Source organism: Candidatus Polarisedimenticolia bacterium (genome assembly GCA_035764505.1).
Lineage (GTDB): Bacteria > Acidobacteriota > Polarisedimenticolia > Gp22-AA2 > AA152 > AA152.
Genome location: DASTZC010000201.1, coordinates 12,360 through 32,173 on the forward strand (window position 1 = coordinate 12,360; position 19,814 = coordinate 32,173).

The window sequence follows — 19,814 nt, forward strand, 5'->3', positions numbered from 1 at the left end:
TGGGGGCGGCCGCCGGAGCCGGTAGCTCGGACACCGGAATTGAGCTGTCTGCTTCGTTAGGCTGTGGGGAGCCAAAGGGAATTTGGGTGGGCTATCCACTTAAGTCCACTTTGCTCCACGGGCGCGCATCATATTGAAGGTGCGCGCGGGGTGTCAACAGAAAAGTAGGGAGTTTTCTGTAGGGGATTGGCTGTGGTGGAGCTGGAAAAGATTTCGCGGTGCGGACCTCAAAGGTTGGTGGTGGCGTTCGGGGCGCCCCCATATCCGGTAGAGGGGCTGTGCTAGACTGCCGCACCATTCAGGAACCGGATTGATCCCCGGGCGTAGCGCAGGAGAAACCTTGGCCCCCAATCCCAGGCACCCCATGCTGACCGAGGACGTCGTGCGGCATCGTCTGCCGAACGGCCTCACGATCCTGGTGAAGGAGGAGCACTCCGCCCCCGTCGTGGCCATCAGCACGTGGGTCAAGGCGGGCTATTTCAACGAGACCGATGACGAAGTCGGCATCTCGCACGTCATCGAGCACATGTTCTTCAAGGGAACGCGCCGCCGCCCGCGCCCCGACCAGATCGCCTCCGAGGTGAAATCGCTGGGAGGCGAGATCAACGCCGGGACCTACTACGATTTCACCCACTACTACTTCGCCCTTCCCTCCGCCGAGTTCTCGCGCGGTCTCGAGATCCAGTCCGACGCGCTGCTGGATCCGCTGGTGGACCCGGTGGAGCTGGCGCGCGAGCTCGAGGCGATCATCCAGGAGGAGAAGCGCAAGCGCGACAATCCCGCCGCTTTCGCCCTCGAGAAGCTCAACGAGCTGGCCTACCGCGTGCACCGCATCCGGCGCTGGCGCATCGGCGAGGAGGCGGCGCTGCGCGGCTTCACGCGCGAGCGGCTGCTCGATTATTTCCGACGCAACTACACGCCGGAGAACCTGGTCCTGTCGGTGGCCGGGGACGTGCGAGCGGCGCAGGTGATCGAAGAGGGGACGCGCTGCCTCGGTGATCTGCCGCGCGGCGTCGGACCCGCCGCCGGCTCGCCGCCGGAGCCGCCGCAGGATGACTTCCGCTTCACGCTGCTGCGCGGGGACCTGAAGCGCGCCCACCTGGTCCTCGCCTTCCCGGCCCCACCGCTGTTCCATCCCGATGATCTCCCGAACCGCATCCTGGCGACGGTGCTGGGGCGCGGCCGCAGCAGCCGCCTGTTCCAGGAGGTCAAGGAGACGCGCGGCTGCGTCGAGTCGATCGGCGCGGGCGTGGAGACTTTCGCGGATCTTGGCATCTTCCGCATCACCGCGGAGACCGATCCCGGGAGGCTCGAGGAAGCGGCGCGCGCCATCGGCGGCGTGCTGCTGGGGATTCTCGCCGCCGGCCCGTCGGACGCCGAGATCGGAAGGGCGCGTAACGCGGTGGAGAGCCAGTACTACCATTCCCAGGCCGACGTGCTGGGCGTGGCGACGAACCTCGCCTATTACGAGGCTCTCGGAGACTATCGCCTGGCGGACGATTTCGTGCGGCGCCTCAAGGAGGTCACTCCGGATGCGGTGCGCGAGGGGGCCGGCCGGCTGCTGCTGCCGGAGCACGCTTCGCTGTTGGCTTACGTCCCTTCCGACAAATCGGCGGGTCTCGATGAAGCGGCGGCGCGTGCCTGTTTCGCGCGGGACGCCCGTCCTCTGGTCCCTTCCATGCCCTCCGTTCCGCAGCCGGTCGCCGTCGCGGCGCGGCGCGCCGCCGTGCCGCAGGGACCGAGGCGCTTTCCCCTCCCCGGCGGGGCCACCCTCCTGGTGGAGGAGATTCCGCGGCTGCCGGTCACCAGCGTGGTGCTCCTGTTCCGCGGCGGCCGCACGCATGAGCAGGCAGCCGACTCCGGAATCTCGCGCCTGGACCTGGCGGCGCTCTCGAAGGGGACGCGCACACGCGACGCGGCGCGCATCGCCGCCGAGATGGAATCGTACGGCTGCTCGCTGGAAAAGATCTTCGACGACGATTATCTGGGCGTGTCCATCTCGATTCTGTCGCGGCACCTCGCCGGGGGCGTCGGTCTGCTGTTCGACCTGGTCCGCAATCCCTCCTTTCCCGCGGAGGAGGTCGAGCGCGAGCGCCGCGTGCAGCTCTCCTCCATCGAGAGCCTGAAGGACCAGGCGATGGGGTATGCGGTCACGCTGCTGCGACAAGCCGCCTTCCCGGATCACCCTTATGGTCTGCCGTCCTACGGATCGCCCGAATCGGTGAGCGCGCTCACGCCCGCGGCCCTGGCCCGCTGGCATCACCGACTTTTCCGGCCCGATCGAATGGTGGTGGCGGTCGCCGGCGATCAGCCTGCCGAATCGGTGGGCGAGCTGATCACGCGCCAAATGGAGGGGTGGGCCCCGGAGGGGCCGGAGCTGCCGGAGGCCCCCGACGTGCCGGCGCTCGCAGAGATCTCGATCCGCGCCGAGTCGCGCCGGCGCAACCAGACGTTCCAGATGATCGGCTTTCCCTCGGTCAGTCTGGCCTCGGACGAGAAGTATCCTCTCGATCTCCTGCAGAGCTGTGTCTCGGGGCTGGGCGGGATCTTCTTCGAGGCGGTGCGCGGCAGGCGCGGCCTGGCCTACGTGGTGGGGGCCTCCAACATGTGCAAGCGCCTGGGAGGGTATTTCGTGGCCTACCTCGGCACCTCGCCCGACAAGGAGGAGGAGGCGAGGCGCATCCTGTTCGACGAGATCGGCCGGATCCGCTCGGAGGGAATCGCAGAGGAGGAGATCCTCCGCTCCCGCCGCTACCTGGTGGGGACCTATCCCTTCGCGCTGCAGACCGCCGCGGCGCGCGCTCTCTCCTATGCGGCGGCCGAGATCCAGGAGAAGAAGATGGAGGAGGTCCTGGAGTACCCGGCGCGGATCGGGTCGGTCTCGCACGAGCGGGTGGTGGAGGCGGCCCGCAGGACCCTGACCCTGGAGCGCTACGCGCTCGGCGTCTTGCGGGGGGAATGATGGAGCCGCCGGATACCCGCGAGATCCTGCGCCGCTACCGGAGCTTCGCCGTGGTGGGGCTGTCTCCGAGGCCGGAGCGCGACTCGCACCGCGTCGCGCGCTTCCTCCAGGATCACGGCTACCGGGTCATTCCGGTCTATCCCGGCGAAGCGGAGATCCTGGGAGAGCGCTGCTACTCCCGCCTGCAGGACATTCCTTTCCCGGTGGAGGTCGTCGATCTGTTCCGCCGCAGCGAAGCGGTTCCCCCTTTCGTGGACGACGCCATCGCCATCGGCGCGCAGGTGGTCTGGATGCAGATGGGCGTGGTGCACGAGGAGGCGGCGGCGCGGGCGCGCCGTGCCGGCTTGCTGGTGGTGATGGATCATTGCCCGGTCATCGAGTACCGGCGCCACTTCGGCGCGTCCCCAGCACCGCGCTGAAAAAAAACGGCCGGCGCCGGCCGGCCGTTCCCGATTCTTTCCCTGCTTATCGCTAGTTGCTGGAGGGCGTCGGCGCGTCCGGCGGCTTCGTCTCGGGCGCGGCGGGCGGTGCCGCTTCCTCGGCCGGAGCGACCGGCAGCGGCGGATGGATCGTCTCGTCGCCTCCGATCTTCTTCACCTCGACACGGCGGTTCTGGGCCTGGCCTTCCGGCGTGTTGTTGTCGGCCACCGGGTTCTCCGGACCGTACCCTTTCACCTCCATCCGCTTCGCGTCGATCCCCTTGGAGACGAAGTAGGTCTTCACCGCCTTGGCGCGATCCAGCGACAGGGCCCGGTTGAGCGATTCCGGCCCGCGGTTGTCGGTGTAGCCGCCGATCTCGACCCGGACATCGGACCAGTAACTGAGCGCCTGGACCGCTTCGTCGAGGGTCTTGGTGGCCTCGGGCTCGAGCACCGAGCTGCCCGACTTGAAGTTCACCTTCTCCAGGATGACCAGCGACAGCTTGTCCAGCCTGGGCGTCGGGCACCCCTTGGCATCCAGCGTCCAGCCCTTCGGCGTGCCGGGACACTCATCCAGCCCGTCGTAGACGCCGTCGCCGTCGGAGTCGGTCGGACAGCCCTTGGCGTCGACGACCGCCCCGGCGGGTGTTTTGTCGCACTGGTCGATGCCGTCGGGGACGCCGTCTTTGTCGGCGTCGAGCGGGCATCCCTTGGCGTCGACCTTGGCGCCGAACGGCGTGCCGTCGCAGGCATCCAGGCCGTCGAAGACGCCGTCCTGATCGGTGTCGATCGGGCAGCCGTCGGCGTCGACCTTCGCCCCCTTCAGCGTGTCGGCGCACTTGTCCTTGCCGTCGGGCACGCCGTCGCCATCGGCGTCGGTCGGACAACCTTTCTCGTCAACGGGCCACTTCTCGGGCGTGTCGGCGCAGGCATCGATGCCGTCGAAAACGCCGTCCTTATCCTGATCGTGGGGGCAGCCGAAACGGTCTACGATGGCACCCTTGGGAGTGTCCACGCACTTGTCGTGGACGTCCGAGATGCCGTCGCCGTCCTTGTCGGAAGGCGCGGCGCCGCCGAAGACCCCGACCAGGCCGACCGTAAGGATCTTGTTCCAGTAGATGTCGTTCACGGCGTACTCGATCGATCCTTCAGCACGCGCCGCGAGGTTGTCGGTGAAGAAGAAGCGCGTTCCCGCCCCGAACCCGATCGTCGTGGCGGCGGTGTTCCCGGTGGGCACCCAGCTCTCGCTCATCTTGAAATCGTGGTGCCCGACCTGCAGGAACACGAGCGGCTTCCAGCGGCGCCAGTCGGTAATGAAGTTGCCGACGGCGCGCAGGTTGTAGGAGTTCAGCTTGGCTCCCATCTTGGGATTGAATACGAAGTTGGCGGGTGGGTGCTCGGACAGCAGGGTGCTGGTCGGCTGCTGGATGTTGCTCTCGTTGGCGGTGGCGAAGCTGGCCTCGAATTCCAGCGCGGGGCGCCAGTTATAGCCGACGCGGATGCCGTAGGTGAAGGCGTTCTCCAGCTTCAGCTCGTTGGCGTAGAAGTTCGTGCCGCCGAAATAGCCGACCTCCCAGGAATTGTCGCGCGCCTGGGAGAAGGCCTCCGGGACGACGCAGGAAACCAGGACACAAGCCAGGGCCCAGAGCGACGCCTTCCGGATCATCAGGCACTCCTCTGCTGATTCCCGCGCCGGAATCATCGCCATCCGGCGACGCGCCAATACATCCTTGGTCGAGACGAGGGTGAAACTGTTTCGAAGAGCGCGAAATCTAGCACACGGGAAAAGTGCAAGTCAACGAGTTCCTGGGGTAAGCCCCTTTCCCATCTGCATTTCCACCGCATCGGCCCGGCGCGGGAGGCAACGGCTCAGGATCTCCGCGCCGGTGGCGGTCACCAGGATGTCGTCCTCGATGCGCACGCCGAGCTGTTTGTCGGGAAGGTAGATGCCCGGCTCGATCGTGAAGACCATGCCGGGCCGGAGGACGGCGGAAGTGTCGCCGTCGTCGTGCACGTCCAGGCCGAGGAAATGGCTGGTGGCGTGGATGAAATAAGGCCCGTACCCGGCGTCGGCAATCACTTTGCGGGCCGCCTTGTCGAGCTCGGCGAAGGCGACTCCCGGCTTGGCGACTGCCAGGGCCGCTTCCTGGGCCTGGTAGACCAGGTCGTAGATTTTCCGCTGCTCCTTGCTGAAGCGCCCTCCCACGGGGAGGGTGCGGCTGATGTCGGCGGAATAGCGGCGGTATTCGGCGCCCACGTCCATCAGGAGAAGGTCGCCTTTCGCCAGGACGCGCTCGCTGGCGTCGTAATGCAGGATGCAGGAGTTCGGCCCGGAGGCGATGATCGAGGGAAAGCCGGGGCGGCGCGCCCCCTCGAGGATGAAGCGGCGCTCCAGCTCCGCCTGCACCTGGTACTCCGCGGCGCCCGCCGCGGCGACCCGCGACGCATCCTGCACGGCCTGGCAGGTAATCTCCACGGCACGCCGCAGCTGCTCGATCTCGGAAGCCGACTTGATCATCCGCAGCCGTCCGAGCGCCGCGCGCGGATCCTTGAGCTTCAGCTCCGGGTAGCGCGCGCGCAGCTCGTTCTGGAACGCCATCGATTCGGAGAGCGGCTCTCCCAGGATCCCCGGCTCGGCGGCGAAGAACAGCACGCCCGCCCGCGAGAGGAAAACCGAGAGGTGCTCCGGCAGGTCGCCGATGCTCTCGACCGGCCCGCGCGGCCAGCGGCGCGGCGGGAAGTCCCCCTCCGGGATCCGATCGAAGCCGGTGAGGCGCATGGCGGTCTGCCTCTCGGGGTCGGGCCCGAGGCTCTCTTTCTCCAGCCCTCCGGCCGACAGCCGCGGGCCGGTCCACTTCTCCTGGCGCGGGTTACTCGCGGGAAGGTAGAGATATTCGGCGTAATTCGGAGAAGCGCCGGGGCTGGTCGCCGCGAGCGCCGAGTCGGTGCGATCGAAGGCGAGAACCAGCGCGCTGCGCGGCACCTCGATGCCGGCGAGATAATAAAGGTTGCTGTCCTGACGGAAGGTGGCATTCTCGGGCTCCGGCAAGGAGCGGATGAGGAGTATCCCCAGCTCTCCCGGAGCGAGCTCGGCGCGCAGCGATTCGGCCAGCGCCTGACGGCGCGCGGCATACTCCGATGGCGGAATCGGCTTGATTCCGGCTTCAGGCGCCGCGGCCGACGGCAGCGACAGAACGGCCGCGAGAAAGAAAAGGAGCCCTCCCTTGGCCGAGACCGGCAGTCTCCAAGACACGCGACTCCTTCCGTTAGAGGGCGTTAACCTTAGCACAACCTCCGGCCCATGAGCCACCCCACCGGCGGAGGTCTATCTTCCTGTCAGAAAAGGGGTTTCATCGTGCCGGCTTTTGACGGTCGCGGCGCCGCTCTGCTATCATGCCGGAGAGATAACGACGCCTCATGACCATCCGATCCACGCCCCCGGGAACACCCACCTTCCGCCGAAGCTTCCTCATTTCTGCGGTGGTCTTCGTGTTTCTGGTCCTCGCCACGCTGGGGGTGGTCGCCCATCTCATCTTCAAGGATTTCAGCCACCAGGTCATCACCCGCAATCTGCTCAACGGCCTCGTGGAGCTGAAGAAGCAGTGGTCGGAATCGGCGGAGCAGGAAAGCCAGGGCATTTCACCCCAGGGGCCCGAGTTCTCAGGGCAGATTCCACTCCCCGCCCAACCCCAACAGGTGCCTCCGGCGACGCCCCCTTCCGGGCAGCCGAAGGCTCCAACCTACCGGATGGTCTATCGCGGCATCCGCCAGGTGATCACGATCCGGGATCGCAACGGCAACGTGGTCGGCCACGGCTGGGCCACACAGGTGATCGGACATGCAGAGCCGATCCCGACGGGCGACGGGTGGCGACCCGGGGGCCCGACGGAGGAAGTCTGGGATCTGGGAAATAATGAGAAGAAGAAAGTCCTCACCCTCAAGGAGCCGGTCGATCCGACGGGCAAGACCATCGCCGAGGTGGGAATCCCGCTGGACCAGGTCGATGAGTTCGTCCGGCCGCTGCGCCGCTCGCTGATCGCCAAGACCCTGATGGGGGCCGGACTCACCCTCCTGATTCTGGGGGGCGCGTTCGCCTACGTGCTGCGTCTGGTGCAGCGCACGCGCCGGCTGGAGACGGAGGCGCAGATGTCGGAGCGCCGCGCCCACGTGGCGACGCTGGCCCGCGAGATGGCGCACGAGATTCGCAATCCCTTGAATGCCATGTCGATCAACCTGGAGATGCTGGAAGAGGAGCTGGAGGGAGGCGCCGGAAGCGGACCGGCGGAGGTCAAGACCTTCCTGCGCAGCATCAAAGGGGAGATCGGGCGCCTGAAGGACCTCACCGAGAATTTCCTCTCCTACGCGCGCCCTCCCGAGATCCATCTCGATGCGGGAGACCTGAACCGCTTCCTCGAGGAGATCTGCACCTTCGTGCAGCCGGAAGCGGAGGCGCGCGGCATCCGTCTCGTGCGGGACCTCGACCCTCTCCTGCCTTCGGTCGATTTCGACTCGGCGCTGCTGCGCCAGGCGGTGCTCAACATCCTGAGCAACGCCCAGCAGGTCGTTCCGGAAGGGGGAGAGATCCGGATCTCGAGCCGCGTCGAGCCGAAAGGAGAAGTGCGCCTCTCGATTCAGGACACGGGCATGGGGATGACCCCGGAGATCCGTGAGAACATCTTCCAGCCCTTCTACTCGCATCGGGAAGGAGGGACCGGGCTCGGACTGCCCATCGCCCGGCGCGCCGTGGAGGCGCACGGCGGCCGCATCGAGGTCGAGAGCGAGCCGGACCGCGGATCCACCTTCCATATCCTTCTGCCCCGGGGCCGGCGCCGCATCGCGGGGGCGGGGGAGCCGGTTGCCGGATTCCCCGCTGCCGAAGGCGCCAATGCCCTTCGCCCCGCCCGCTAGCAAAGCCCGCGCCCGCGCGGAAGAGCTCCGCCGTCTCATCTGGCACCATCGCCGCCGCTACTACATCGACGACGCTCCGGAAATCAGCGACGCCGAGTACGACGCGCTCGAGCGCGAGCTCCTGGAGCTGGAAGCACGCCACCCCGAGCTGATCGTCGCCGACTCGCCCACCCGCCGGGTGGGCATGCAGCCGACCGACGCCCTCGCCACGCTCCCTCACACGCAGCCGATGCTCAGCCTCGACAACACCTATTCGCTGGAGGAGCTCGCCGAATGGGAAGCGCGGCTGCGCCGCGTCCTCGGCGGGGAGGCGGGCGACGAGCTGGAGTTCAGCTGCGAGCTGAAGATCGATGGCGTGAGCCTTTCCCTGATCTACGAGGACGGGTCGCTGCGGCGCGCCGTCACCCGCGGCGACGGCATGCTGGGGGAGGACGTCACCGCCAACGCGCGCACGATCCGCAGCCTGCAGGCGCGGCTGACGGAGCCGCTCCCCTATGTCGAGGTGCGCGGCGAGGTCTTCTTCCCGCTCGCCGATTTCAAGGAGCTGAACCGGCAGCGGGAGGAGGCGGGCGAGCCGCCATTCGCCAACCCGCGCAACGCCGCGGCCGGAACGCTGCGCCTCCTGGATCCTCGCCTCACTTCGCGCCGGCCGCTCGATCTGTTCGTCTGGCAAGTGGCGGAGATCCGCGGCGCCGCGCCGCCGGCGTCGCACTCCGAGTCGCTGGACCTGGCGCGCCGCCTCGGGTTCCGCGTGAATCCGCTGGCGCGCCGCGCGCGCGGCCTGAAGGAGGTCGAGGATTACTGCCGCGAGATGCAGGAGCGGCGCGACTCGCTGACCTACGAGGTGGACGGCTGCGTCGTCAAGCTCGACTCGGTGGCGCTGCAGCGGCGCGCCGGGCAGACGGCGCGGGCCCCGCGCTGGGCGGTGGCCTACAAGTTCCCGGCGCGCCAGGCCACCACCACGGTGCTGGAGATCCGTGTGCAGGTGGGCCGCACCGGCGCGCTCACGCCGGTCGCGTTGCTGGAGCCGGTGTCGCTCTCCGGCACGACGATCACGCGCTGCACCCTGCACAACGAGGAAGAGATTCGCCGCAAGGATGTACGCGTCGGCGACCGGGTCCTGATCGAGCGCGGCGGCGACGTGATCCCGAAGATCGTCAAGGTGATCCTGGAGGCGCGGCCTCCCGGCGCCGCCCCCTTTCCCTGGCCCGAGGCCTGCCCGGTGTGCGGCGGGGAGCTGCTGCGCGACGAGGAGGAGGTGATCTCCCGCTGCGTGAATCTCGCCTGCCCGGCACGGCTGCGCGAGTCCCTGCTACACTTCGCCTCGCGCCGGGCGATGGACATCGAGGGGCTCGGCGACGCATTGGTCGATCAGCTCCTGGAGAAGCGGATGGTGCAGGATGTCGCTTCGTTGTATCGCCTGCGCCCCGCCGAGGTGGAGGCGCTGGAGCGCATGGCGGAGAAATCGGCCGCCAACCTGCTCGCCCGCATCGAGGGCTCGAAATCGGCCGACCTGTCGCGGGTCCTCTACGGTCTCGGCATCCGCTTCGTGGGGGAGAAGACGGCGCAGCTGCTGGCGGACGCCTACCCGCGGGTCGAGGACCTGATGGAGGCGGGCGAGGCGGAGCTGCAGCGCGTCCCGGAGGTGGGGCCGCGGGTCGCCGCCGCCATCCACCAGTTCTTCCGCCAGGAGCGCAACCGCGAGGTTGTCACCCGCCTGCGCGAGGCGGGCGTCAGGATGGAGCACGTCGTCGCGGCGCCGCCCCCTGGGGCCGGAGCCCTGGCGGGCAAGACCTTCGTCCTGACCGGCACGCTCGAAGGCCTCTCCCGGGAGGAGGCGACCCGGCTGATCGTGCGGCACGGCGGCAAGGTCTCTTCGTCCCTGTCCCGCAAGACCTCTTACCTGCTGGCCGGGGCCGAGCCGGGATCGAAGCTGGCCAAGGCGGCCGAGATCGGGACGTCCGTCCTCGACGAGAAAGAGTTCCTGGCACTGATTCCGGAGGAGGAACCGTGAAGAACCGGCTGATCACATTCCTCGCCCTCGGCTTCGTCCTGCTCCTCGCGGCGCTGCTCATCACCGGGCTCAGGCCCTACCTGGGTGCGATTCTCTCGGCGTTGGTCTTCACTCCCGTGTTCCGGCCCGTGTACCTGCGCCTGCTGACCCGTCTGAAGCGTCCCGTGTTGGCCGCCTGGGGCACCATCCTGGTCATCATTCTCGTGGTCGTCGGTCCCCTCGCGACCATCGGGGCGCTGGCCTATCAGGAGGCCTTCGCGGTCGCCGATCAGGTCAAGAACATCCAGCCCGACAAGATGGATTTCACGATCTTCGGTCAGAGCATTCCGGATCTGATGCGCGACGCGGCGGCCAACTTCCTCGAGTGGGTCAAGACGCGGCTCGCCGACATCGCCACCGGGATCCTCAGTGTGGTGATCGGTCTGTTCGTGATGTTCTACCTGATCTACTACCTGTTGCAGGACGGGCCCAAGCTCGAGCGCATGGTCCAGGACCTGCTTCCCTTCGGCGAGGAGAATTCGCGCAAGCTGATCGACGATTTCTACCGCATCTCGCGCGGCTTCGTCGTCGGCCAGGGGCTGACGGCGCTGCTGCAGGGGGCGCTGGGATGTCTCGGCTTCCTGGTCTTCGGCTTTCCCGGGGCCGTCCTGTGGGGCCTGGTGATGGCCGTGCTGTCGCTCATCCCGGTGCTGGGAGCGTTCCTGATCTGGATCCCCGCCGGGATCCTGCAGATTGCCGGCGGCGCCACCACCTCCGGCGTCGGCATCCTGATCTGGGGAGCGCTCGTGGTGAGCACCGCCGACAACCTGGTACGGCCCCTGATCATGCGGAACATGGCGGGAATCCACCCGATCATCACGCTGCTGGGGGTGTTCGCCGGCCTGACGCTGTTCGGCTTGATCGGCATCGTCGTGGGGCCGCTGCTGTTCGCCATGGTGCTGGAGACCGCGCGCATGTTCTACCACGAGCAGGTGGAGGCGGGATGACCGTCACCGGCCGTATCCTCCTGGTGGAAGACCATGCCCCGTCGCGCGAGATCATGAAGAAAGCCCTGGAGAAGGTGGGGCACGCCGTCACCGACGTCGGCTCGGCGCGCGAGGCGATGGAGCAGCTGCGCGGCGGGCTGCAGGCCGACGTGCTGGTCACCGACCTGATGATGCCCGGGATGACGGGCATGGAGCTCCTCAAGGCGGTCAAGGAGATGGACCCGTCCCTGGGCGTGATCCTGGTCACCGGCCACGGCACGGTGGAATCGGCGGTGGAGGCGATCAAGGGCGGCGCCGACGATTACGTGCAGAAGCCGGTCAACACGGTGGAGCTGCGGCGCCGGGTGGAGGCGGCCATCCAGAGGCGCAGCCTGCTGCGCGAGGTGACGGAGCTGCGCGGCAGGCTGGAGGAGCGCTACCGCTTCGGCAGCATCCTGGGAAAATCGAAGGCGATGCAGCAGCTGTTCAACCAGCTGCAGCTGGTGGCGCCGACGCGCAGCAGCGTGCTGATCACGGGCGAGAGCGGCACCGGCAAGGAGCTGATCGCCAACGCCATCCACCAGAACTCGCCGCGCCGCAACGAGCGCTTCCTGCCGGTGAACTGCGCCGCCATCCCGGCCGAGATCCTGGAGAGCGAGATGTTCGGCCACGAGAAGGGGTCGTTCACCGGCGCCATCGGGCGGAAGATCGGCAAGTTCGAGCTAGCGGATCGCGGCACTCTCTTTCTCGACGAGGTCGGCGAGATCGCGCCCGACATCCAGGTCAAGCTGCTGCGGGTCCTGGAGGAGCGCAGCTTCATGCGGGTGGGTGGCTCGGAGACGATCCATGCCGACGTGCGCATCCTGGCCGCCACCAACGCCACGCTGGAGGAGCGCGTCGCCGACGGGAGGTTCCGCTCCGATCTCTATTACCGCCTCAAGGTGGTGACGCTGCACATCCCGCCGCTGCGCGAGCGCCCGGAGGACATCCCGCTGCTGGTAGGGCATTTTCTGGCGCAGTTCAAGAAGGAGAATGCCCGCGAGAACCTGGAGCTGTCGCCGGCGGCCCTGCGCTGCCTGACGATGGCGCGCTGGGAAGGGAACGTGCGGGAGCTGCGCAACCTGATGGAGTCGCTGGTGGTCATGACGACCCGCAGCGTGATCGACGTGTGGGACCTTCCGGAGCCCTACCGCAAGGGCGCATCCCAGGAGGACGAATCCGCCGAGCCGCAGACCCAGCGGCCCCGGAGCATGGAGGAGATCGAGAGGGAAGCGATCCTGCGCACGCTGAAGGACACCGACGGCAACCGCACGCGCGCCGCGGAGATCCTGGGGATCGGGTTGCGCACCCTGCAGCGCAAGCTCAAAGAGTACGGCGAGCCGACCGAGTGAGCCGACGCGCTCGGCCAAAATGACGGCGCTCCATCATCAATCGTTCCGAACCCTGCCGCTAACCCATCGTATAAGGAAGCAGTTGAATAAGAAATGCCCCGCAGGGCGCGTGGCACGCTCATTGCTCTATGGGTGTTCCCCGATGGAGCCTGAGATGCCTGGACGAATCCTGATCGTTGACGATGATGCCGCGGCGCGGGAGTGCTACGGGCGGCTGTTCCGGCGGAATGGCTATGAGCCCTGTCTCGCGGCGAGCGGCGCCTGGGTGGAAGCCAACCCGGAGATGCTCTCGGAAGTCGAGGTCGTCCTTCTCGATCTTCGGATGCCCGGAATGAGTGGGCTGGAGCTTCTCTCCCGTCTGCGCCGCAGGGGCTTCGCCGGCCTCGCCATTCTGGTGACGGCCCATGCCGAAGCGGAAATTTCGCACGAGGCCAAGCGGTTGGGAGTTAGACGGGTATTCAATAAACCAGTGCAAAGCGCCGCCCTGCTGGAAGCGGTGGCGGAGGCTTTCACCCGCACAAGGAGGAAGGCGGAAGAGGTGAGTAGCCCTTCGGAAGCCTTGACCTAAGCCATGATGGAACCTATACTTGCATCGCTTCCGATCCGACCGCATCCTTCACGAGGAGCCGGTTTTTCCATGAAAAAGCACGCACAGCTTATGGTCCTCACCATGATCGCCGGCGTATCCATCCTCTTCGGGATGGTCCTGGCTTCCGGAGTCAAGCTGACTCCGCCTTCCCTGGCAGATTCGGGCATGGCTCAAGCCGCGCTGCGGCAGGCCTCCAACAGCGATTCCAGCCGGCCCGGATATCCCTCCTTTGCCGACATCGTGGAGAAGGCCAACCCGGCGGTGGTCAGCATCATCTCCACCGAAATGGTGGAGCCGGGACAGGGCGGCCCCAACTTCCATGGTCCCTTCGAGTTCTTCTTCGGCCCGAACGGTCCGGAGCGGCGCAAGGGCGGCGGTGCCGAGCCGCGCCGCGAGGATTCAGGAGGCTCGGGCTTCATCATCAGCGAGGACGGCTACATCCTGACCAACAACCACGTCATCGAGGGGGCGGACAAGATCCGCGTGAGCCTCGAGGACGACGACAACGAGTACAAGGCGGAGGTGGTGGGGACCGATCCGAGCACCGACCTCGCCCTCATCAAGATCACCTCCGACCGCAAGCTGCCGACCGTGCCGCTGGGCGACTCCGACGGGCTGCGGGTGGGCGAGTGGGTCATCGCCGTGGGCAACCCCTATTACTACGAGCACACCGTCACCGTGGGCGTGGTCTCCGCCAAGGGGCGCAAGCTGGGAGAGATTTCCAAGGATCCTTCCCTCGACGAGTTCATCCAGACCGACGCCGCCATCAACTTCGGCAACAGCGGCGGCCCGCTGCTCAACGTGAATGGCGAGGTGATCGGCGTCAACAGCGCGATCTCAAGCGTCGGGCAGGGGATCGGCTTCGCGGTGCCGATCAACCTGGCCAAGAACATCCTGCCGCAGCTCAAGGCGACGGGCCACGTGCAGCGCGGCTATCTCGGCATCCGCCTGCGCAACGTCAACACCGACCTCAAGGACGCCTTCAGCCTGAAGGACACCAAGGGGGCGCTGGTGGAGGATGTCGAGAAGGGGCTGCCCGGTGATCGCGCCGGATTGAAGCCCGGCGATGTCATCGTGGCGGTGGACGGCAAGAACATCGCGAACATGGACGAGCTGGTGAAGATCATCTCCGCCCGGGAGCCGGGCAGCCGCGCCAAGCTGAGCGTGATGCGCGAGGGCAAGCCGGTGGTCCTGACGGCCCGCCTCGAGGACCGCGGACAGTACCTCAACGCCAAGAAGGCCTCCTCCTCACCGGATGAGGAGCGCGAGCCGGAGGCGGAAGGAGAGCGCCGGCTCGGGATCACCGTCGACAACCTGACTCAGTCGATTCGCCGGCAGCTGGATCTCGACGACTCGGTGAGCGGCGTGGTGGTTACCGAGGTCTCGCAGAGCAGCGAAGCCTTCGAGCAGGGCGTGAGCCGCGGCCAGGTCATCACTTCGGTGAATCGCGTCCCGGTCACCTCGCTGTCGGAGTTCCGCCGCGAGATGGCGAAGGTGCGGCCAGGCTCGAAGGTGCTGTTCCGCATCTTCAGCCCCACCAGCGACGGCTGGCGGTTCGTGGTCATCCGTAACGAGGAGTAGACCCGAAGAACAAGGATTGGTTCCCGCCCCGCCGCGGGGCAATGCCAGGGACGATGAGGGATGACTTCATCGTCCCTGGCTTTTTTTGGGATAGAATCCTCCGCCATGAAGCCGAAGATCCTGGTCATCGACGACGAGGAAGACATCCGGAAGTCGCTCCGGATGATCCTGGAATACGAGAATTACCAGTGCCTCACCGCCGCCACCCCGCACGAAGGGCTGGAGGTGGCGCGCCGCGACGACCCCGACGTCATTCTGCTGGACATCAAGATGCCCGGGCTGGACGGGCTGGAAGTGCTGCAGCGCCTGAAGGAGCGCGGTGATCGCTCCGAGGTGGTCATGGTCTCGGGCCATGGCACCATCGCCACCGCCGTCGAGGCCAGCCGCAAGGGGGCTTTCGACTTCCTGGAGAAGCCGCTCGAGGAAGGACGGGTCCTGACTTCCATCCGCAACGCCCTCAAGCAGCGCAGGCTGGTGGAGGAGAACCGCGTCCTGAAGGAAGAGCGCGGCAGCCGCTTCGAGCTTATCGGCGGCTCGGCGGCGCTGCAGACGGTACGTGCCGCGGTAGAGAAGGCCGCGCCGACGCAAGCCACCGTGCTGATCCGCGGCGAGAGCGGCACGGGCAAGGAGATGGTGGCCTGGGAGATCTATCGCCGCAGCCTGCGCAAAGACGCTTCCTTCGTGAAGGTCAACTGCGCGGCCATTCCGGAGGAGCTGATCGAAAGCGAGCTGTTCGGCCACGAGAAGGGGGCCTTCACCGGCGCGGTCGGGCGGCAGACCGGCAAGTTCGTGCAGGCCGACGGCGGGACGATCTTCCTCGACGAGATTGGCGACATGAGCGCCCGCACCCAGGCCAAGGTGCTGCGGGTCCTGCAGGACGGCGAGGTGGAGCCGGTGGGCATGCCCAAGACGCTGCACGTCGACGTGCGCGTCCTGGCGGCGACCAACAAGGACCTCGAGGCGGAGATCCGCGCCGGCCGCTTCCGCGAGGACCTCTACTTCCGTATCAACACGCTGATCATCCCGATCCCGCCGCTGCGCGAGCGGCGCGGCGACATCCCGAAGCTGATCGAATACTTCTCGGCGCGCTTCTCGGAGGAGAACAACCGCCGGCCGAAGTTGTTCGACCCCGAGGCGCTGAAGGAGCTGGGGGCGCTTCCCTGGCGGGGCAACGTGCGCGAGCTCAAGAGCGCCGTCGAGCGGCTGCTCATCATGGCCGAGGGGGAGACGATCACGCTGGAGGACCTGGCGTGGCTGCGCGGCGGCCGCATGGCCCCCGCGGGCGCCGCACCGGCGCAGTACCACACGCTGCAGGAATTCAAGGACGCCGCCGAGCGGCAGTTCCTGGTGGAGAAGCTCCGGGAGTTCGACTGGAACATCTCCGCCACCGCCAAGGCCATCGACACGCCGCGCAGCAACCTCTACAAGAAGCTGGAGCAGTACGGACTGAGCAAGCACGCCACCTCCGGCGCCGCGGCGGAGTCCCCGGCGGAACCGGCGGCCGAGTAGGGCGCCCGGTGCCCGGTGCCGTCATCCTCGGGGGCGCCCGCACCCCTTTCGTCAAATCGTGGGGCCCGTTCCGGGGGGTTTCCGCCCAGGAGCTGGGACGCGTCGCCGCCTCGGAGGCGCTGGCCCGCTCCACCATCGATCCCGCCGATCTCGACGAGGTGATCTTCGGCAATGTGGCGCAGCCGGCCGACGCCACCAACCTGGCCCGGGTCGTGGCGCTGCGCGCCAACGTCCCCAAGGCCATTCCTGCCTACACCGTGAACCGCAACTGCGCCTCCGGAATCCAGGCGGTGACCGACGCCGCGCTGCGGATCGAGTCGGGACGCGCCGACCTGATCCTGGCGGGGGGCGCCGAGTCGATGTCGCGCATCCCGTTCCTGTTCCAGGAGGAGACCCGCGATCTGATGATGAGCGCCATGCGCGCGCGCGGAACGGTGCGCCGCCTGGCGGCCTGGCTCCGGATGCGGCCTCGGAACTTCAAGCCGGTGGTGGGACTGGAGGTGGGGCTCACCGATCCGGTGGCCGGGCTCAACATGGGAGAGACGGCCGAGGTCCTCGCCAAGCGCTACGAGATCCCGCGCGAGGAGCAGGACCGCTTCGCGCTGCAGAGCCACCTCCGGGCGGCGAAGGCCACCGAGTCGGGACGCCTGCGGGAAGAGATCGTCCCGGTGTTCCTTCCGCCGCGATACGCGGAAGCGATCCCCGACGATGTCGGCTTCCGTCCCGAGCAGAGCCTGGAGGCGCTGGCGAAGCTGAAGCCGGTGTTCGACCGGCGCTTCGGGACGGTGACCGCGGGCAACAGCAGCATGATTACCGACGGCGCGGCGGCGCTGGTCCTTGCCTCCGAGGAGAAGGCCCGTGAATCGGGATATCCGATCCTGGGGCGAATCCGTGCCTGGGCCTTCGCCGGCTGCGATCCGTCCACCATGGGAATGGGGCCGGCCTACGCCGTTCCGCTGGCGCTGCGGCGCGCCGGTTTGGAATGGCGCGACGTGAAGCTCGCCGAGATCAACGAGGCGTTCGCCGCGCAGGTGCTGGCCTGCGCGCGGGCGTTCGCCAGCCGCGAGTTCGCCGCCAAGGAGCTGGGACGCTCCCAGCCGATCGGCGAGATCGACTTCGAGCGCACCAACGTCAATGGCGGCGCCATCGCCCTGGGCCACCCGGTGGGCAGCTCCGGAGCCCGCCTGATCCTGACCCTGTGCCTGGAGATGATCCGGCGCGGCAAGGATCTGGGCGTCGCGACGCTGTGCGTGGGAGGAGGCCAGGGAGCTGCGGTGGTGATCGAGCAGGTGGCATGACCCGCGACAAGCCCGGAATCGAGCTGAGCACCGACGCGGAAGGGATTGCGCACCTCGTCCTGGACCGCGGCGACGGCTCCCTCAACATCCTCGACCAGATCTTCATGCAGGCCCTCGAGTCCCACCTGGGCGAGCTGGAGTCGCGAAAAGAATCTCCCAAGGGGCTTGTGGTCCGCTCGGCGCGCCCCGATTCGTTCATCGTCGGCGCCGATGTGGAGGAGATTGCGAAGCTCGCCTCGGCGGAAGAGGCGGAGCAGAAATCGACCTACGGCCAGGGCCTCTTCAACCGGCTCGAGGCTCTCCCTTTCCCGGTGGTCGCGGCGGTGCGCGGCACCTGCCTGGGAGGCGGGACCGAGCTGGCGCTCGCCTGCCATGCATTGATTGCCGGGGACGATGCGCAGACCGAGATTGGCCTGCCCGAGGTGCGATTGGGGCTGATCCCGGGATGGGGAGGGACGCAGCGCCTGCCGCGCCGCGTGCCGCTGCCCGTCGCCGTGGAGATGATCCTCACCGGGAAATCGCAGCGCGGCGCCGGCGCCCAGCGTGTCGGCCTGGCCGACGCTTGCGTTCCTCCCGATTACGTCCTGCGCGAGGCGCTCGCCTGGATTCAGGCCGCCTCCTCAAGACCGCGCTACCGCCCTCCGGCGCGGCACGGCGGGGCCGATGCGCTCAGCCGCGCGGCGCGCTGGTTTCCGCCGTTCCGCAAAGCCTTTTTCGCCGCCGTGCGCCGCAAGACCGCCGCCAAGGCGAATCCCGATCACTATCCGGCCCCCTACCTCGCATTGGAGTCGATCGAGCAGGGGCTGGGGAGCGATCTGGCGCACGGCCTGGCGCGCGAGGCGCAGCTGCTCGGCCGCGCCGCGACCACCGAAGCGCGCAAGAACCTGACGCGTCTGTTCCTCCTGCAGCGCGACGCCCGCAAGGTGCTCTCGCTGCTGAATCCCGCCGTCCGATGGCGGCGCGTCGACCGGCTCGGCCTGCTGGGAGCCGGGGTGATGGGGGGGGGCATCGCGCAGATCGCCGCATCCTCCGGCCTCGTGGTCCGGATGAAGGACGTCGATGCGAAGCCGCTGGGCGCCGGATTGCGCCACGCGCGCGAGGTCTTCGAGAAGGAAGCGGCGCGCCGCCGGCAGCCGGCGCGCGTGGTGGAGGCAGGGATGGCCCGCATCGTCCCGACCACCTCCTATGCGGGCTTCGAGACGCTGCCTTGTGTCGTGGAGGCGGTGGTGGAGAACCTCGAGATCAAGCGCAAGGTTCTCGCCGAGGTGGAGGAAGTATCGCGCGGCGGCTGTCTGTTCGCCACCAATACCTCCTCGCTGCGAATCGACCTGATTGCGCAGGGGGCCCGCCACCCGCAAAACGTCGTCGGCATGCACTTCTTCAACCCGGTGGACAGGATGCCGCTGGTCGAGGTGATCCGCGGCGGCGCGACTTCGGATGAGGCGGTGGCGACCATCGTGGAGCTCTGCCGCCGTCTGAAGAAGACGCCGGTGGTGGTGAGCGACGGCCCCGGCTTCCTGGTGAATCGCCTGTTGATGGCGATGCTCATCGAGGCGCTCTTTCTCCTGAAGGAGGGAAGCACGATCGAGGCCGTGGACGGCGCGATGAAGCGCTTCGGCATGCCGATGGGGCCTTTCGAGCTGCTCGATCGCGTCGGCATCGACGTGGCCTACAAGGTCTCGCTCATCCTGGGCGAAGCCTTCGCCGATCGTATCCGCGCGCCGCGCATCCTCGAGGCCGCCTATCAGGAGCAGCGCTTCGGGCAAAAGAACGGCAAAGGGTTCTATCGCTGGCCGAACGGGGAGCGCGGCCGACCCGATCCCACCGCCTACGCCACGGTGCACGATCGCGGCGGGCGCATCGCCCCCGAGGGGGAAGCGGTGGACCGGATGATCCTGCCGATGATCAACGAGGCGGCCTTGTGCCTGCTGGAAGGGGTGGCGCGTACTCCCGCCGACGTCGACCTGGCGATGGTGATGGGGACCGGCTTTCCGCCGTTTCGCGGCGGGTTGCTGCGCTACGCCGACTCGCTGGGGCTGAATGAGGTGGTGCGCCGGATGGACCGGCTCGCCGCCGCCGCCGATCCCCGCTTCAAGCCGGTGCCGCTGCTGCGCGAGCTTGCCCGCTCTTCCAGAACTTTCCTGCCCGCCTAGTCCGCCCCCTACGGCCCTCCGGAAT

At 67.6% G+C, this 19,814-nt stretch carries 13 protein-coding genes; 11 read left to right on the forward strand and 2 right to left on the reverse strand.

Annotation, left to right across the window (positions count from 1 at the left end; genetic code table 11):
- Positions 1-340 precede the first annotated feature (340 nt).
- Both VFW45_13285 and VFW45_13290 read left to right on the forward strand, forming a co-directional pair.
- Positions 341-2,962, forward strand: a complete 2,622-nt coding sequence (locus VFW45_13285) for a pitrilysin family protein (GenBank protein HEU5181757.1) — start codon at positions 341-343, stop codon at positions 2,960-2,962.
- The gene (locus tag VFW45_13290) at positions 2,962-3,381 is read left to right on the forward strand and encodes a CoA-binding protein (GenBank protein ID HEU5181758.1); all 420 of its coding nucleotides are present in this window, start codon (positions 2,962-2,964) and stop codon (positions 3,379-3,381) included. Before VFW45_13285 ends, VFW45_13290 begins: the two co-directional genes overlap by 1 nt.
- Before the next feature lie 52 nt (positions 3,382-3,433).
- On the opposite strand, the gene VFW45_13295 is transcribed toward VFW45_13290, so the two are convergent.
- Together VFW45_13295 and VFW45_13300 are read right to left on the reverse strand one after the other, a co-directional pair.
- The gene (locus tag VFW45_13295; protein ID HEU5181759.1) at positions 3,434-5,047 is read right to left on the reverse strand and encodes an OmpA family protein; all 1,614 of its coding nucleotides are present in this window, start codon (positions 5,045-5,047) and stop codon (positions 3,434-3,436) included.
- A 129-nt stretch (positions 5,048-5,176) separates the two neighbouring features.
- Positions 5,177-6,634: a Xaa-Pro peptidase family protein gene (locus VFW45_13300; GenBank protein ID HEU5181760.1), complete on the reverse strand. Its 1,458-nt coding sequence runs from the start codon at positions 6,632-6,634 to the stop codon at positions 5,177-5,179.
- A 164-nt stretch (positions 6,635-6,798) separates the two neighbouring features.
- On the opposite strand from VFW45_13300, the gene VFW45_13305 reads away from it, so the two are divergent.
- The 9 genes from VFW45_13305 (at position 6,799) to VFW45_13345 (ending at position 19,789) form a co-directional block, all read left to right on the forward strand.
- A complete protein-coding gene (locus VFW45_13305) occupies positions 6,799-8,289 on the forward strand; it encodes an ATP-binding protein (GenBank protein HEU5181761.1) in 1,491 nt (496 codons plus the stop codon).
- Complete coding sequence (ligA, locus tag VFW45_13310) at positions 8,267-10,303, forward strand: NAD-dependent DNA ligase LigA (protein HEU5181762.1); 2,037 nt, start codon at positions 8,267-8,269, stop codon at positions 10,301-10,303. The genes VFW45_13305 and ligA overlap by 23 nt, the downstream gene beginning before the upstream one ends.
- Positions 10,300-11,289, forward strand: coding sequence for an AI-2E family transporter (locus VFW45_13315; GenBank protein ID HEU5181763.1), 990 nt, complete (start codon positions 10,300-10,302; stop codon positions 11,287-11,289). Before ligA ends, VFW45_13315 begins: the two co-directional genes overlap by 4 nt.
- Positions 11,286-12,659 (forward strand): sigma-54 dependent transcriptional regulator, encoded by a 1,374-nt coding sequence (locus VFW45_13320; GenBank protein ID HEU5181764.1) that lies wholly within the window; start codon positions 11,286-11,288, stop codon positions 12,657-12,659. The genes VFW45_13315 and VFW45_13320 overlap by 4 nt, the downstream gene beginning before the upstream one ends.
- Before the next feature lie 154 nt (positions 12,660-12,813).
- A complete protein-coding gene (locus VFW45_13325) occupies positions 12,814-13,227 on the forward strand; it encodes a response regulator (protein HEU5181765.1) in 414 nt (137 codons plus the stop codon).
- A 69-nt stretch (positions 13,228-13,296) separates the two neighbouring features.
- On the forward strand, positions 13,297-14,829 hold the full coding sequence (locus tag VFW45_13330; GenBank protein ID HEU5181766.1) for a Do family serine endopeptidase: 1,533 nt from the start codon (positions 13,297-13,299) through the stop codon (positions 14,827-14,829).
- A gap of 105 nt (positions 14,830-14,934) precedes the next feature.
- Entirely contained in the window at positions 14,935-16,338 is a 1,404-nt protein-coding gene (locus tag VFW45_13335; protein HEU5181767.1) for a sigma-54 dependent transcriptional regulator, read from the forward strand.
- A gap of 8 nt (positions 16,339-16,346) precedes the next feature.
- Positions 16,347-17,636, forward strand: coding sequence for a thiolase family protein (locus VFW45_13340; protein ID HEU5181768.1), 1,290 nt, complete (start codon positions 16,347-16,349; stop codon positions 17,634-17,636).
- A complete protein-coding gene (locus tag VFW45_13345) occupies positions 17,633-19,789 on the forward strand; it encodes a 3-hydroxyacyl-CoA dehydrogenase NAD-binding domain-containing protein (protein ID HEU5181769.1) in 2,157 nt (718 codons plus the stop codon). The genes VFW45_13340 and VFW45_13345 overlap by 4 nt, the downstream gene beginning before the upstream one ends.
- Positions 19,790-19,814: the final 25 nt, after the last annotated feature.